Source organism: Paenibacillus lemnae (genome assembly GCF_012933385.1).
Taxonomy (GTDB): Bacteria; Bacillota; Bacilli; order Paenibacillales; family Paenibacillaceae; genus Paenibacillus_AQ; species Paenibacillus_AQ lemnae.
Window position 1 is genome coordinate 1 of sequence record NZ_JABBPN010000034.1, and the last position, 17,214, is coordinate 17,214.

Annotated in this window: 13 protein-coding genes and 1 pseudogene; 1 reads left to right on the forward strand and 13 read right to left on the reverse strand. The window is 45.4% G+C overall.

The genetic code is table 11. From position 1 onward, the window contains the following. Positions 1-118 precede the first annotated feature (118 nt). A complete protein-coding gene (locus HII30_RS20940) occupies positions 119-925 on the forward strand; it encodes a hypothetical protein (protein WP_169506991.1) in 807 nt (268 codons plus the stop codon). 606 nt (positions 926-1,531) lie between these two features. On the opposite strand, the gene HII30_RS20945 is transcribed toward HII30_RS20940, so the two are convergent. The 13 genes and pseudogenes from HII30_RS20945 to HII30_RS21005 form a co-directional block, all read right to left on the reverse strand. Further along, positions 1,532-2,287 carry an ABC transporter ATP-binding protein gene (locus HII30_RS20945; protein WP_169506992.1) on the reverse strand — a complete coding sequence of 252 codons (756 nt, stop codon included), beginning with the start codon at positions 2,285-2,287 and terminating at the stop codon, positions 1,532-1,534. A gap of 14 nt (positions 2,288-2,301) precedes the next feature. Then, positions 2,302-3,075 carry an ABC transporter permease gene (locus HII30_RS20950; RefSeq protein ID WP_343045143.1) on the reverse strand — a complete coding sequence of 258 codons (774 nt, stop codon included), beginning with the start codon at positions 3,073-3,075 and terminating at the stop codon, positions 2,302-2,304. Between the two features lie 44 nt (positions 3,076-3,119). Further along, the gene (locus tag HII30_RS20955; protein ID WP_169506993.1) at positions 3,120-4,226 is read right to left on the reverse strand and encodes an ABC transporter substrate-binding protein; all 1,107 of its coding nucleotides are present in this window, start codon (positions 4,224-4,226) and stop codon (positions 3,120-3,122) included. A gap of 48 nt (positions 4,227-4,274) precedes the next feature. Then, positions 4,275-5,324, reverse strand: a complete 1,050-nt coding sequence (locus HII30_RS20960) for a glycoside hydrolase family 53 protein (protein ID WP_169506994.1) — start codon at positions 5,322-5,324, stop codon at positions 4,275-4,277. A 124-nt stretch (positions 5,325-5,448) separates the two neighbouring features. Beyond that, the gene (locus HII30_RS20965; protein WP_169506995.1) at positions 5,449-6,738 is read right to left on the reverse strand and encodes a galactokinase; all 1,290 of its coding nucleotides are present in this window, start codon (positions 6,736-6,738) and stop codon (positions 5,449-5,451) included. Positions 6,739-6,750: 12 nt separating this feature from the next. Continuing rightward, a complete protein-coding gene (locus tag HII30_RS20970) occupies positions 6,751-8,640 on the reverse strand; it encodes an alpha-galactosidase (protein ID WP_169506996.1) in 1,890 nt (629 codons plus the stop codon). Between the two features lie 53 nt (positions 8,641-8,693). Continuing rightward, positions 8,694-10,487, reverse strand: a complete 1,794-nt coding sequence (locus tag HII30_RS20975; RefSeq protein WP_169506997.1) for an ABC transporter ATP-binding protein — start codon at positions 10,485-10,487, stop codon at positions 8,694-8,696. 82 nt (positions 10,488-10,569) lie between these two features. Beyond that, the gene (locus tag HII30_RS20980; protein WP_343045144.1) at positions 10,570-12,312 is read right to left on the reverse strand and encodes an ABC transporter ATP-binding protein; all 1,743 of its coding nucleotides are present in this window, start codon (positions 12,310-12,312) and stop codon (positions 10,570-10,572) included. 764 nt (positions 12,313-13,076) lie between these two features. Next, positions 13,077-13,895: a HEPN domain-containing protein gene (locus HII30_RS20985; protein WP_211184721.1), complete on the reverse strand. Its 819-nt coding sequence runs from the start codon at positions 13,893-13,895 to the stop codon at positions 13,077-13,079. Between the two features lie 588 nt (positions 13,896-14,483). Further along, positions 14,484-14,795 carry a hypothetical protein gene (locus tag HII30_RS20990; RefSeq protein WP_169506999.1) on the reverse strand — a complete coding sequence of 104 codons (312 nt, stop codon included), beginning with the start codon at positions 14,793-14,795 and terminating at the stop codon, positions 14,484-14,486. Between the two features lie 175 nt (positions 14,796-14,970). Further along, entirely contained in the window at positions 14,971-15,753 is a 783-nt protein-coding gene (locus tag HII30_RS20995; protein ID WP_169507000.1) for a hypothetical protein, read from the reverse strand. 57 nt (positions 15,754-15,810) lie between these two features. Beyond that, a complete protein-coding gene (gene istB / locus HII30_RS21000) occupies positions 15,811-16,533 on the reverse strand; it encodes an IS21-like element helper ATPase IstB (protein WP_169507001.1) in 723 nt (240 codons plus the stop codon). A gap of 1 nt (position 16,534) precedes the next feature. Further along, a pseudogene (locus HII30_RS21005) lies at positions 16,535-17,214 on the reverse strand (hypothetical protein); the annotation flags it as partial.

Here is a 17,214-nt window from a genome sequence, read left to right on the forward strand (position 1 = left end):
AAAACTTCGCCAAGTTGGGGTGAAGTCCCTTTTTTATGTCTGGAAATCCTTTTGTATCAAGGGCTCCGATTAATGCAAAATGCTCAATATAAGAGTTAGAGTTAATCGGGATAGATATATGGAAGATGAAACTGTTGGTATGGACGAATTATACCGGGTCATTTCAATTGAGGATTTTGACCGCGTATACGATCAAATTCCAGCACATGTATACTACTCCCGAGATACTGACAACATCGTGTTTGAACTGATAAGCAGTGATAATAAAGATTTGTATTACACATGTCTAAGAGAGCAAATGAAAAATCATCCAAAATCATTTGATGAAATTTATGATACATGGGAACACAAACTACGAAGAAGATCTAACTTCTTCAATTGGTATCCTGAAGAAGTGTATGACATACAAACTTTAGAGGATAAGCGCTTTGAGTTTGTGACTCACCTCCAAGGTTCAAGTATAGACATGGATCATATCTACAACAGTTATTTTACAGATCGACTTATGATTTACCAAGAGTATCAAGACATTCTACGATCTCTAACCCAAAAGAAACCTAGAGAGGTTACCATTATCACAGATAATTTGTATATGTTAGAAAAGAGTGAATATAGCCTGCTAACCTTAATAGAAGCAATCTCTCAAAATTCGGCGATCTATATTGGCCATGGGAATAGATCAAACTCTGTAGTCTCAAAAATAAAAGAAAAATCAAATGTAAAAACTGTTTTGTCAAAGGAATACCCTGATATAAGAGGCACTCGAATTATCGTAGATGATGAGTACATGCTTACAATTCAACACAAACCGTTTCATCTAAGAGGGGAATGTTTTTTACAGGAAGTCGGTATTCTGACTTATAACAAAGCACATATCAATTTGATTAAAGATCTATTTCCTGACATTGCATCGTCAAAGGAATAAAGCTTAAATATCCTCTATAAAAAACCTTCGTCTTTAATACGAAGGTTTTTTATTTTAAGAGAAATTTGTTTATCTCCGTTGTCGTATTAAAAAAACACACCGCTATAGGAAGTATCCTTCAGGTCACTTTAGATAGACGCTATAAGCCTGATTCGCGGCGTTCCCCGGCGCATCTGGATAACATGGACCGATAAACCCGCGTCGCTACGCGGTTTTTCATAGATATGTTCACAAAATCCGTATTTTGGACATATGCCAAAGAAGGTCAAAGTCAAACCTGCTGATGGACTGTTTTTGGAATCATATTTCGAGAATGAAAAAACTCTGCCAGTGACATGCCAGCAGAGTCTATTAATGAACACAAAGTTTCCTTTCAACTACCTTTATAAGAGCGACGTACAAGTGTACTCAGTCTTCCCGGACCTCATCCATCAGTTTATTTAGTTATTTTTTCTCTCTGGGTCGCCGTTGCGCCGGGAAGAGATACCCATTTTCCTTCAGGAGTAAAGATAGGAAAGGAACTCTTTAATCATCCTGCCGTCATGGTTCACACTATGATTCATACGTGCATCGTCTCATCCTTGAATTGGACTCCAGCAGCCAGCATCATACTTCTATTTCCTCTCGCAGCAGTTGGGTCAACTGTTCCCTAAGCCGCATGAATTCAGGTTCTGTTCGCATTCTTGGTCTTTCTAATGGAATAGACAGCTCCTTCTTCACGAAGCCGGGACGAGACGACATCACAATAATCCGGTCAGATAGATAGATCGATTCCTCAATGTCGTGAGTTACCATTAAGACTGTCACCTGCTCCAGCCCCCATATTCGAAGCAACTCCTCCTGAAGCTTATACCGAAGGATTGTGTCCAATGCCGCAAAGGGCTCGTCCATGAGAAGAAGCCCCGGCTTGAGGCACAATGCGCGAGCGATGGCTGTTCGCTGCTTCATCCCACCCGAAAGCTGGTATGGAAACAAGTGGTCAGCACCGGTTAATTTAAACTTCTCAATATATTCCTCGGCTATGAGCTTCTGTTCTTTGCGTGATTTGCCTTTATGACGCAATCCGAACTGAATGTTTTGCCGAACCGTTAGCCAAGGGAACAAAGCATAATCCTGAAATATGTATCCGCGTTCCGGCGAGAGGTCCGATACTTCCTTCCCCTCAAAGCAAACCGTACCTTGATCTGGCCGCTCAATGCCTGCAATCATTTTCAATAACGTGCTTTTGCCGCAGCCCGATGGACCGATTAAGGATATAAACTCGCCTTGGCTGACAGAAAGCGTAATATCCTTCAAGGCCTCTATCGTGTCGTCCGACCCCGACTGGAATGTTTTACAAGCTTGCTGTATGTCGATATACATGCCTGATCCCCCTATCATTTCCACCTGATCATGACTTTTTCCACACAACGAATGATACCGGAGTAGGAGGAGCCCAGAAGTCCAATCGTAAACATCCCAATGATGGACTGGGAATAGTCCAACAGATGATAGGCCTGCCAGGTCGTATAACCGATCCCAGTCTGGCCCGACATCATCTCGCCTGTAATCACTCCCATCCACGATGCGCCGATCCCTACGGAGAAACCTGTGAATATCTCAGGAGCCATCGCGGGAAGGTATACCCTGATTAAAGACGGGACTCTTGAGCAGCCCAAATTGCGCGAAGCATGAACGAATTGAACGGGGATTCTACGCGCTGCATCTCTGGTGCTGATTAGCAAAGGGAAAAAAGCTCCAAGAAAAGTGATAAAGATGATGCTGCTTTCTATTGTACTGAAAAGCAACATGACGATCGGCAGGTACGCAATCAATGGGATGGGCCTGAACATTTCCATGTTCACCATGAACAGGTTACTCGCATTCCGCGACAGCCCCATGCCTAAACCTATGGGGACAGCTAAGAAAAATGCAAGGATAATTCCTAGAAGCACACGATAGGAGCTGATCATAATATCCATATAGTAGGTTGATTGTCCGAATAACTCAACCCATTCTGTTAGCACCGCCACTGGAGTTGGCAAGTTCCCAAACTGCAGAGGCCACATGACGTCTGTAACAACCGCAACATGCCATGCGATCAGAAAGCATAGGACGGACATCCCTTTGATGAATACCGATCCATCCACTTTCACTCGTTTTAATTTCACAGAAATCCCCTTGCTTTTGAAAAACGCTGACGATCTTTGATTTATTACAGTTCTTTGCCTGATATCCAATCTCCGCTTATCTCCTCTCCTGTCAAATAGGTTTTATCCAAAGCCTGCATCGCTTCCTTTAGATAACTGTCATCGATAAAAGCATCCATATCTAGTTCCTTCTTTAACTTCCCGATCTCGGATAGAAACACTGCACTGCTGTTTAACGTTTGGATATCCTTCTCATAAAATGCGGCATCATACCGAATCGATTCAACCATCCGTTCGCAAACCGCCAGCGGGTACTTACTTTCCGCTTCAAATATCGCTGCCGCTTCTTTAGGATGCTCTACCACATAACGATGTGCTTCATGAAGAGCCATCAGAAAGGCGATCACATAATCCCGATGTTGCTCAGCCCAGCCCCGATTCGCTACGATTCCGGTCAAGTAATCGATATTCGTCGCTTCTCCCGATTGCAGCACTTTCCCTGCGTTACGATATTCGATCAGACTGGGATACGGCTCCCATGTCGCGTGAGCATCCACCTTGCCCTGCTCCACGCTTTGCAGTCCTACGGTGACAGACTGATCGACAATGTTGACTTTATCGATGAGATCGTGCAGCCGCAGCGTATCCAGTAGCATTCTGTGGGCACTGCTTCCGATCGGGGTGGAAACCGTTTTTCCTTTTAAGCCTTCAATGCTGTCTATAGGACTATCCAATGGTACAACCACCGACTGATTTTTCCCTGACTTCCCCTTGCCGTCCAGTGCAATCAGAACCGAGCTGTACTGATCGCGGGTGATCCCCTCGACGCCATTCAGCAGAGAGGGCATATCTCCTAGGAAGGCCAAGTCCACTTTTCCGCCGATCATATTATTGTTCAACACCGATCCAGCAGGCGCATCAAACCACTCCACACGAACGTTATCATCGGGCGCAACCACCTTTAAATACTTCTCCACCAGCTTTTCATGCTTCATAATCAGCGCGCCCCAGGTCTCTGCAGTTGGCGATTGATATCCGATGGTGATCGTCTGACTTGAACCGACACCCGCTCCGCCGCCATTACCGCCATCAGTAAGAACACAGCCTTGCATACCGACACCAAAAAATAACGACAGCAGCCCGATCGAGCATAGTCTTGTCCATATTCTCATAGACGTTCCTCTTTCCCGATTATTCCTGGCAACGTTATGGATCACCCACTAACTTTCCACTGCCGTTTTGATCATCTCCAAGGCTTTCAGCTTACGTCCTTCATAATCAAAGAGCGTCAGATTAGACCAATTATTCGGATGACCGACCGACCAATCCTGTTTACATGGAATCCAGCATGGTTCCCAGTAGTGGAAGCCTTTACACCTGTTGTTCGGGCTTCTCTTGAGCAACTGGATAAACTCTTGCATATATGCTGCCTGTCCCTCTTCTGTCGCGGGATAACCCTCATGCAGCTTCTCCTCACTATCTACGATGATCACCGGCCCCAACGTATCCAGCGTCCACGGATATGCCATTTCAACAACCACGATATCCTTGTTATATCGGGTAATGAGGTCTGCCATATTCTTCTCCAGGTCCATCAAGGTGCCGTGCCACCAGGGATAGAAAGATAGACCCAACGTATCATACTCTACTCCCAATTGTTCGAATCGATCCAGAAAGCGGCGGCAGACGTCATTCTTTCCGCCTTGATCGATATGAACCATCACCTCAATCGCTGGATCGATGGCATTGACTGCGGAAATTCCCGTCTTCATCAATTCCGTGAATTGGTTCCATTGCTCCTCGGATTCGCCTAATTCCCCATTTACACTGCCCGTATCCCATACGATGCCAAAGGTGATTTCATTGCCGATCTGAACCATATCCGGCGGTGTTCCCTGATCTTGTAAAGCCTGGACCACATCATGGGTATACTCATACAACGCTTGTTTTAGTGCGGGATAATCCAGAGCTTCCCAAGCTTTAGGCTTTGTCTGATGCTTGGGGTCGGCCCATACATCAGAATAGTGAAAGCAGAGGAGCAGGTGCATCCCCTTCTCCTTAATCCGCTTCGCCATATGCAGCGTTCGCTTCAGGTTGCAATACCCACCATCCGGATCATTCCAAATTCGCAGCCGGATCGAGTTGATTCCGTTCTGAGACATGATCGTCAGGGCATCATTTACGCCGCTCTCATCGTAAAACTTGCCCTCAGCCACTTCGATTTCGTCCAGAAACGATATATCTGCTCCATATATAAATTGCGGCTTCATAAACATTACTCCCTTCCAGTAGTACTGGGATTGTCGATTCCAACGCCATGCCGGCCTAACGGTCGACACGTTGGTTTATAGGGTTCCACGGTGACATGTGAAATGCCCGCCAGTGGCTTTCATTTTATACAAATCGATTGAATTCAATGGCTCCGTGTTCGCGAACTTGAATGACCAGCACGGAGGTACCCAACGTAGCTTCAACCTGTTCTTTATAGTTCGAAACCTTGTCGTTCGGAAGAATTGCGAGGATCACTCCAGCAAATCCACCTCCGTGAACTCGGCATGCGCCCTGTCCGATCATCTTGATGTACGATTCGGTTATCGCCAGTGCAATCGGGATGTCCTGCTCCTTCACATCCTGACTGCGATAACAGTTTTGAAGCCACTTCCATGACGAATTGCCTGATTCGTTAACCAGTGACAGAAATTCGTCAAACTGCCCTTCCTCCAGCGCTTTTACCTGCCCATCGACGCGCTCATTCTCCTCGAAGAAATGCAACGCTCTCAGCACCGCGCGGTCTCCCGCCTGCTCCCTGACAGCAGACATGCTCGCATACAGTTGTTCTTTAGAGATTTGGCGGCATACCTGAACCCCAAACAGCTTCGCCACGGCATGCATCTCGTGAGGAACCGAAGCATAATCCTCTGTCAGATCAGCGTGATTGCCGCCTGTATTGACAATGACCAAGGAATACCCGTTACTCTGGAAATCGCATTCGAGGGGACGGATCTCTGGGTGGATTGGGTCATTAAAGTCAATTGCTATCAATCCGCCATAGGCGCAGGCCATCTGATCCAACAGCCCTGAAGGCTTGTTCCAATATTGATGCTCAGCATATTGGCCAATCTTGGACATCGCAACCGCATCGAGAGATCCATGGTTATAGAACGAGCTTAGAATCGTACAGATCAGCATCTCGAACGAAGCCGATGAGCTTAGGCCCGACGCCGAGAATACGCTGCTGGATACATAGGCAGTAAAGCCGCCAATCTCATACCCGAATTCCTTGCAGCCTGCGGCAATTCCCCGGACGAGCGAGCGAGTCCCATCGTCTCCCGGCTGTGGTGACAGGTCGGTGAGATCAATTTCGTAGGTGTCCGCATAGCCTTCGGAAATGAACGTGATGACAGGCTCCTCGACCTTTGCCGCTGCGGCAATCGTATCGAGATTAATACTGCCTGCCAGCACCTTGCCATAATTGTGATCCGTATGATTGCCACCAATTTCGCAACGGCCCGGGGCGCTGAACAAAAGAATCTCGTTGTCGCCGAAGTGCTTCTGATAAGCATGAATCAACGATTCATAGCGCGATGTCTGCTGTGCCAAATGCTCTTGTCCGTACATATTCACCAATAACGCCTGCGCTTTTTCCGTTTTGATCATTGCCAATGTTTGTTCTGTTGTTAACATGGATGTTCCCCCCTATTGGATCGTTATTTTGACCATGCCACCCGGCAGCATCTTCAGCACATTCCAGCCCGACGAGACGGGCATGGTTTCTATCAAGCTTCCGCAGCAATCGTAAACCTCTGCCTGCATAGCACCCGCTTCGTCCCAAAGATTGCGCACAAACAGATCAGGTTGATACGTACCGTTGATAACTGTGGTATTACGGTTTATCTCAAGCGGGCTTCCATGATTGACGAGGAACAGAATATCCTCATCGGCCTCCGGAGCCGTCAGCTTGATAAGATTGGCTTCGGCATCCAGCGGTTCACGATAGTTCATAAACATGGCAAGGTTCTCGTTGTACCATGCATTGTATCTGCGAATGGTCCACAGCTGTTCGGTGGACAGCTTCTTGAGGTCCACACTGTAAGCAGGGATGCCGACTGCAATCATCTTAATGACGGCCACCGCGGTATCCTCAGGCTTTTCAAACCCCTTGATAATCTGATAGTCATTCAAGGCGTACGGTGTATAGCCTTGGATAAACAAAGTTCTCAGGAAATTGCTCTCCGGATCGTAAGGTCCATCGCCCGCACGCATCATAGTTCCATATCTTGAGAAAGATGGAGTTCCATAGTTCTGCTTGAGCTCCACAATATAGTCCGGCTTTAGCCTGCGAGTGCGTTCTTCAATCAATGCCAGTGTCTGCTCTAGTCCTTCAAGCATCGTGGAGACGTCATGATGATGATTCGGATTGCAGCATGGGACGTTGGGCACCCAGTTGAATAGGTCATACTTCGCGCCATCGAAGTCCCACTTTTCTATAAATCGGACACAGATATCCGCCATGACCTCTCTCGCCTCTTTATTCATAAAGCAAAGCGAGTAGAATTGGGTCGGATTAATAATAGGGCTGCCCGACTCATCTGCGATCAAGAGCGGTTCCCGCTCTGTATAACACCGAGCCCCTGCGGCAACAGCATGCGGCGCACACCATATGATCGGCACAGCCCCCTGCTCCTTAATCTCGTGAACCAGCTTTGTCATATCCGGAATTTTCTCCGGATCTGGTTCCCAATCGCCGATGTTCAGCGGAACACTGTAATCATTGTCCAGTCCAGGGCCAAACCAACCGTCATCGATGATGTAATTGCGAATACCGAGCTCCAATCCCAGCTTTACATTTTCAAGGATCATATCGCTGGTCATATCATTGCTGTGCCAGTCTGCCCAGGTACACCATACCGGAAACATCGAAGCTTCCACTTTCAGATCGTTTAGGGCATATAATCGACGCTGGAAATCCGTAAAATCACGAATCGTCATGACCCATGGCTGCGGAGTTGGATCCTTTCTCCTATCCTGATAATACAAGTATTCCGTTATCGCCCGGTCCTCTTTCTGTTGGGAGACTCGCTTCGGAATCGGATATTGCTCCGTGCCGCGTTTAATCTGAAAGGCAATATGGCCAGTATGTACATTCAACGCACGATTCGATTCCGGTTCGACTAGCTTGAACGAGGTTTCATAATTTTCCCCGATCACCCCTGCGGCAAGCTCCGTAAAGCGATTTTTCCCAGTGAATATATAGAGCGGCAGCTTCGTGTCGTCAACTCCGGTCTCAAGCTCTCTAAGAGAGCGCCAGAACGTAACAATACGAGAGCCGTTAAAAAACCATCTGCCGCTGTCTGGAAGGATTGCTTGGTGGTAGTTTCGAATTTCCGTATAAAAAGTAAACTCCAGGCTTGTCACACAATCACTCGAATCTGTTGGACGAGCCGTTACAGCAAACGGCATCGAGTCTCCAACGCTCACTGCTACCCCGTTATTCTCGCCTGCATACTCCACCCCGAACAATATACGTTCGAATATGGCCCGCTTCCCTGATTCCATCATGACACTTACCGTTACAAAATCATTCATGGCCTAACTCCCTTCAATATCAATTAGTACATGCCCATTACACCTTTTTTCCTTTACTGCGCTTCAACCAGCTTGCGATAAACTCCCTGCCGCTTCATCAGTTCCACATGGTTGCCTTGCTCTATGATCCTTCCTTGATCGATGACAACAATCAGGTCTGCATCTCGAATCGTAGACAGACGATGTGCAATGATAAAAGTTGTCCTATCCTGTTGAATCTGGCTTAGCGCCTTCCGAATCTTGACCTCCATCTCGGTATCGATATTCGCTGTCGCTTCGTCCAGAATCAGAATCCGTGGATCCGCCAGCACCGCTCTCGCGAAGGCCAACAGCTGCCTCTGACCCATGGACAATGAAACCCCTCGCTCTTGAAGCTCCGTGTCGTATCCCTGTGGAAGCTCACTGATGAACTCATGAGCGAATACCATGTTTGCCGCCTTTTCGACCTCTTCATCTGATGCATTCAGTCGGCCGTAACGGATGTTCTCGCGAATCGTACCCGCGAATATAAACGTATCCTGAAGCACGACACCCATCTGGGAACGAAGACTATGCAGCGTAACTTCACGAATATCAATTCCATCGATCAGGATGCGGCCCTGGCTCGGTTCGTAATAACGTCCCAACAGATGTACGAGCGTACTTTTGCCGGCACCTGTGTTGCCGATAAGCGCGACTGTGCTTCCAGCTCGAACATTCAGATGAATATCCTGTAGCGCCGGCCTTCCCTGCTCATATTCAAACTGAACTCCCTCCAATGTCACCTCGCCAATGACTTCAGGCAGCTTTTTGGCATTCGGTAATTCCATATGCCTGGACCCTTCGTCCATAAATTCAAAGATACGTTCGGCAGAAGCCATTCCCACCAATAGCTGTGTATACAGCTGACCGAGTCGAGTAACCGGCTCCCAGAAGCTGGCTATGTAATTGGAAAAGCCGATCAATACGCCTACCGTGATGGCTTGGCTTTGAATGAGGAAGGATCCATACCAGAACAAGATGAGGGTGCCTACTGCACTGGTTAGCTCAATCATCGGTCCGAACAGTTGATTCAAAGCCGATGCCTTGTCCCATTCCTTGATATGCTCGCTATTAATTCGCTCAAAAAAATGAATATTCGGCTGTTCTTGTCCGTAAGCTTGCGTCACCTTGATTCCCTGAATCGATTCGTTTAGATGGGCGTTAATTCGCGTCTGTTTGAACCTCAGGCTTTGAAAGGAAAACCGTATTTTTCTACGCAGCACCATCGAGACCATGAACATCAACGGAACTACCAGCATGACGGCTATTCCAAGCTTAAAATTCCATATCAGCAGAACAACAGCAATCCCGATGAGCTGGATGCTATCCATCAGCATGGTGACAACCCCGTTCGTCAGCAGCTCCTCCATTGCATTCACATCTCCTGTGATTCGTCCTAGCACCGATCCGACCGTATGACGGTCATAGAAACGCAGCTGCAAGGCTTGCACTCGTTGGAACAAAGCCAGTCGCAGATCGCTGATGATGCGCTGACCGATTCGATTCATGTATCGAATCCGATATCGGCCCGCGCTCTTTTGAATGAGATAAAGCAGCAGCATGCCGCCTACATACCATAGCAGGAGCATCGAGCTGCCCTCTCCATCTACTGGGTTGATCGCATGATCGATTGCAGCCACGATGAGAATCGGGATCGCAAGCTTCGTGAGCGTTCCGATCAGAAGCATGACGGCAACGGGAACGAGCTGCTTCCAATAAGGCAGAATATATTGAAGCAGCCGAAGCATCGATCTCCAGCTATAGGTCGACTTCATGACCGCATCATCTGGATACACAAAGCGATGTTTCTTGTCGCGCCGCAACATCTTGCTCTCCTTATGGTTTCCGGTCGCAGCTTGACCACCAGTATGTATAAGAATTCCTCCTATCAACGAATATCCCATGCTGCTAAGACATCAATCCCGAGCTTTGAACTTCATAAATATCCCGGTATAGACCTTGAGCAGCTGCGAGCTGTTCATGCTGTCCACGTTGAACGATCTTTCCCTTGTCCAGCACAATAATCTCATCAGCATGCCAGACCGAGGAAATTCGATGAGCAATAATAAAGGTCGTTCTCCCCTTCATATATTCCTTCAACGCAGTCAAGATTTTGGCTTCAGTTTCTACATCCACCGCACTCGTGGCATCATCCAGCAGCAAAATTCTCGGATTGCGAATCAGTGCACGAGCAATGGCGATACGCTGCTTTTGCCCCCCTGAGAGCCCTAATCCGCGCTCTCCAATAACGGTGTCATAGCCTTTCGGAAGACGCTCGATAAATTCATGAGCTTGTGCCATTACAGCGGCTTCCATGATTTGCTCGTCTGTCACCTCATCCACACCATAGCTGATATTGTCACGGATCGATGCAGAGAACAGAAAGGTTTCTTGAAAGACCGGAACTATGGCTTCCTTCAAAATCTCAGGGTCCCAACGATCAAACTCAACCCCATCGATCTGAATCTTTCCAGCGGCTGCTTCATAAGCCTGCGTGAGCAAATGCATTACAGTGGACTTGCCTGAGCCTGTCCTTCCTATGATTCCGATTACGGAGCCAGAAGCAGACTGCAAGGTGAATTCGCTCAGCGCATAAGCTGATGTGTCATCCCCATACGCAAACGACACTTGTTCAAACGATACATCGCCTTGGATTGGTATGCCAGTCGGCTTATCTAACGTGCAATTAGATCGTCTATAGCTTGTTTGATGATCAAGCAATTCAATAACACGCTCTCCAGATGCTTTCGCCTGAGTATATTTATTGATATGAAATCCAATCCACCACATTGGTGACACAATCAACCAGGTCAAGGTGGACATCTGTACCCATTCACCAAGACTGAGTGACCCGTGAATCACCTGCAAGCCACCAAACAACAACAATAATACCGGGCATAAATTCGCCAACAGCTCAATTACTGGATAATATCTGGCCAGCACGTCCGATGCTTCAACCTGAGCCTGGCGATATGTTTCATTGTGCACCGCGAATTTATCCACTTCATGATCTTCACGGGCAAATGATTTTACCGTTCTGATACCCGCAATATTTTCCTGAACAGTAGCAGACAACCTCCCCATCGACTGTCGGATCCCCCGATATGCAGGATGAATATGGCCTTCGAAACGAAATGTCATGAATATCAACAGTGGACACAACAGCAGTGTCAGCAGCGTCAGTCGCCAATCAATCCACAGCATGAGCAGAGATCCAAATACGATAGTCAGCCCCATATTGATAAATTGTGCAAAGTCAAACCCGATAAAATTTCGTATTGCTTCCAGATCTGAAGTCATCCGTGATACCAGATCGCCGGTCTTCACCTTGTCATAGTAATTCGCCGGCAGCATCTGAAGCTTTTCATAGCAAGTATTGCGCAGCCGCAGCACCAGCCGATTGCCAACTCTGGCTCCGACAAAACCGTGAATATATTGCAACAAGCTTTTGAGCGCAATAACTCCAACGATGAATAGAGACAGCTTAGGCACCAGCTCGAACTTACCATCCATTATGATGTTATCGACAAGAATTCGAAGCAGGTTTGGATACACAAGCCCCAATGCCGTTGCACACATCAGGCTGGCTAATGAGATAACAATTCGTTTTCGTTCATACCAAAAATACGGTGTCAACTTAACTAAAAACACTCAACTTCTTCCCCCCCAGCATTTTATATAATCTAAGCTCACATAAAATTTTTCCATATTTTACAATCGAAATATATGGCACATTATTAATATAAAAGATACTATTACAATAAATTTCCCATTCAACGCTCTTATGTCATTTCACTCTAAGGTTCACTTTTTGGAATCATCATATTGAATATTCCGCTAACCTGCCCGTTAGTTTAATAAAAGGGCGTCTGTCGCCGTCGATGAAATCCTATCGGGAATGTAACAATGTTCTTGTCATCTGTTGGGAATGTTATCAAGTTCTTGTCATTGCGTTTTGACAAGAACTTGATAACATAAATATAAAAAGCCGCTTAATCAGCGGCTTCTAATTTTACTATGTTTTTGTCACCCGACATTTGTTTTTGATGACGAGAATCAATTCACAGCTTAACCCTGCGGCCCAGTCTACAACTTTATTTTCACGGTTAATACTTCATTTTTCAGTCTAAGAACCGGTTCGCTTCACCATGCATGGCTTCATCGGATGCGTACCGTCATCCTGCTGTCGATATACGGCCTATATGATCAGTGAAGCTGCAATGTATTACATTTGTATTTCTTAGGTAAATGATTATGTGTTATCAAGCTTCTTCAAACTCTTGTTGCCTGTAAGTTATTATGTTCGATTAATATAACCGCTATCTTTGCTAGTCGCTCTATGCCCACAGAGATAGTACTATATCAAGATAACTCAGTCCCCAAAATCGGGGGCGAGTTACCATATTCATAAACAATCAATCAAAGAGCAGATTGGTGAAAAAATCTTCGAGCTGATTCTTATTGTACGACATAAACTCGTTATGAATATTTACTATATTTCTAAGTATCTCGTCTAAATTTTGTGAGTATCTAATCAAATTTTCTTCGGATTCATTTATTGCTTGTCCATGTGTCAATTTTGAGCGAATTCCGTAAGCTTTTTTTATGAGATTGAAAATCTCTATTCGATTATCAAATGATTCTCCAATTAATAAGGCTGCTCTCTCAGCAATCTTATGTGATACCTCAGTGTTATCAGTAGTAAATAAACATTCAAGCGCAGTACAATAATTGAAAATTTTAAATGGAAGTATAGACTCACATCTTGCCACTATAATAAATGACCTTACTCGTTCTGATCTATCCATAATATCTTTAGTTAAAGGATTCATTAATGCATACTGCCCGTCAGAGCGAGTTACTGAGAAATCAAAATTCAGATTGTTAAATTTAGTCGAAGCTCTATTCAACTCTTCTCGTGTGAATGTAGTTATTACGTGTTGCCCATCATTTGTTGAAAGGACATTAGATAATGATGCTTTCTGTGTTTCTCCGTCTTTAGGATTAACACAATTATGAAAATGGATAAAGCCATCTCTCACAAAAGAACTGTGGTCTTTTAATTCCCAGAGAAGTTCCAGATAGTGTGATATCTCTCTGAGAAATGCAAAACAGTATTTATAGTTCTCGTATAAACCATATGTGTTATGAAGATCGGAAACTTCTCCCTCCACATAAATATATGTTGCTTTTTTTAGTTCATGGTAACCAATCGCTCCAATCCATTCATACATATCCGTTGTCTGCATCAATCTCTCTATGAAATCCATATTGTTCGACAGTCGCATATTGGGTTTCAACCGAATTCCCCTATTTAAAGTTTCATTGACTTTCATAGAGATAATTGGCGCGATGAAAGTGTATCTCATATATAGGATCTAACCTCCACATATTCATTTAGTGAGGTAAATTATAACATTTGTTATATTGAGTTCCTATAATTTGATTGCCCTATTTTCCTCTATCCCCTCCCTCAGAACCGCGGCTTCATATAACCCGTACGAACTTCGCAAATAACCCCAAAAGTAAAGTATTACCAAAACTATTGAATTATTCTGTCCATTAGCTTAATTAATTAGAGCTAATCACATTCGGAACATGTTCTTGTCCTTCGGCAATCGGTACAAGTTCTTGTCCTCGAGTCTGGACAAGAACTTGTACCGATAAACCAAAAGAGCCCCTAATTTAGCGACTTTAAAGGGATCATGTTTTGTCCCCCGACAATTAGACCTTTACGGCAATCGGGACAAGAACTTGTTCCGATAAAACAAAAAAAGCCGCTAAAATAGCGACTTTCAATGGGATCATGTTCTTGTCCCCTACTAATCAACTTGGCTGAGAATATCTTCAACATAAATATCATAAGGAATGAGGACCACTCTTCCCGTAGGAAGTCTTAAATACTCATCATCATAGGGATCATAGATGAACCCTTCGTCTTGAATTATAAAGGACTTCAAATCTTCATAGGATAGCCTTAACGAAATACGGAATTCAATTGCCTCAAGCTCTTCATCCGTGAAACCTAACGACTTCACATCGCCTTTAAAACTATAATTACCGTCCTCATCAGTATCCCAACTCAAAACCACACCACCTTTTTTTCTTTGTTCTGGAATGACATCAGTAGACAAAATAATCTCCCGTTAGTTTAATGACGATTTCAGTCTAACACTTTATTTTCTCAGTCTACAACTATATTTTCCAGTCTAATAGTTAATTTTCTTTCAACAACTTATATTTTTTCGCCTGGTTTGGAACATATATAAAACTATTATCGATGATTCATTTCATTCTTAATTTGGTTTCTCATAGTTTCTTAGATTTAAATCGTTGATAAAGAAAATATCCAACTATTATTAATGTTAAAACTGTTATATAAAATATAGTGTTGTATAGTTCTTTTTTTTGGTGCCATGCATCTTTACCTTTTTGGTAGTGAGTATAAAACATTTCAAGCAGGTAGTCGTTTTCACGGATTTCGTTTGGCACTATAAGGGCTTCATTTTTGCTTCCAATTTCAAAAGCAATTTTTTGATACTTATCCGGCATTTCATAGCCTTCCTTATAGCTTTGCTGTATATCAGGATACTTTAAATATGTATTAGGATCGTATTCCAAAGAATTATAATGAATCATGTAACCTTCTTGGAAGGCATCTTTTATCTTGGCTTTGTATCCATTCTCATATCCATTTCTAAAAGATGCTTCGTAAACTTTAGGGAGGTCATCTGGGATTGTGAGTGGAATCAAGTTATAACCTGCTTTGAAACCATCATCTTCGGAGGCCTTCTTTAATTTCTCCACCGCTTTGACGCGTCCCTCGCGGAATCCCAACTCATATGCTTCTTTAACCGACGTATTACTCATATAATTATTAGGAGTCCAAATGTCTTCATTACTCAAACCATACTTATATCCCGCATTCTTTGCCTTCTTCTTAAGTTCATCTGTTCTTTTAGTTTTACCTTCTTCATATCCTTCTCCGTATCCATATTTATACCAGCTATAATCGGCCATAGATAACTGTCCGAACTGGTCTGGATGAAAATCTAAAAATGGAAGTTCGTTAAGTCCGTGTGTTTTTTGCAAGTGAAAAATGCTGAGTTTTGCTGCGAAAAGTGCCGAGGTCACTTGCCAGCATAATCGTTACTGCGGAATTCGGTCCATGGCCTGCTTGAGCCGGAAGCTCTCGCCTGTGAAAGAAAGAATATGAGCATGGTGTACCAGACGGTCCACTAAAGCAGAAGTGAGCTTGGTGTCACCAAAGATCGAGGTCCATTGTCCAAATTCGAGATTGGACGTCACAATCACGCTTTGCTGCTCATAGCAATCGGCAATCACGTTAAAGAGCAGCTCGGATCCGGTCTGGCTAAAGGGTACATATCCGACTTCATCCAAAATGAGAAGGTCCAGTTTTCTCAGCTTTTCCCGGAATCGGGTTAGTGTACCGGCTGCAAACTTCTCCTGCAGCACAGCGACCAGATCCGAGGCGCGGTAAAACTGTACAGCTTGTCCCCGTCTGCAAGCCTCCACGCCCAATGCCGTTGCCATATGAGTTTTTCCGGTGCCCACGGCGCCCATCAAGAGCAGGTTCTCCTTTTGTTCTAACCACGCCAGTTCCCTCAAAACGTCTAACGGTTGTCCATTGGGGAATGTAATATGCTCTTCCACATATCCATCAAACGTCTTCAAATGAGGAAACCCAGCCTGCTGGACCAGTTTTCCCAGCTTGGCTCGGCGTCTGCCTTCGCGCTCTGCGAGCAGCAGCTTTTCCACGAGTTCGCTTGTTTTCTCATCCTGCCCAGCCACATAATCCACCACATGGGCCAGTCGGAGCTGCCGGCAAAGCTCGGTTAAATCTCTTCCCATCCTAACTCACCCCCATCAGGCGGTCATAGCGCTCTAGCGATTCTGCCGTTTGGGTACCTGGCGGAGACAGTGTCTCAGGCCATGCTGCCGGAATATCCCGGTTACTTTGCAGGATACCTAAAGCGGCACTCAACTGAGCCACGGTTGCCTCAGGTCCAGACTCCTCCAGCACCTGCCGGATGTGTTCCATCTCGTACACCCCACTCCAGTGCAAAAGCGCCTGCAATCGTTCTTTGCGTTCGGCCCAATCGGTGGCCTTAACATACGTTTGGAGAGCCTCCGGCAGCATGCGGACAAATTGCGAATGCGTGACGCTTCGAGGCTTCCGAAGCAGATTCGTAAACACCTGCTCCCAAGGGATATCGGCGGTTCGTCCTGTATAGGGACGAGGCACTTCCCGAATTCGCTGCTGCTGGGAAGTGAGAAGCACCAGGCGGTCCCAGAAGATTTGGATAAGTACTTCTTTCCCCGGCTGAACCAGGCCTGCCAAAGGGATCGTATGCTCATCCACACGTATTTCCCCGTATTTGTTCGCCACGGCTGCACTCATACGGAAGGCCTCATAACCGTGTTCCGGCAGGGTAAGCAAAACTGCACGGTCGGCTTCCCACAGGTCGGCGATGCGCTCTTTCTTGGCATAATGGCGTCGTTCGTTGTCCTGTTGCGCTTGTTTGGCGAAGT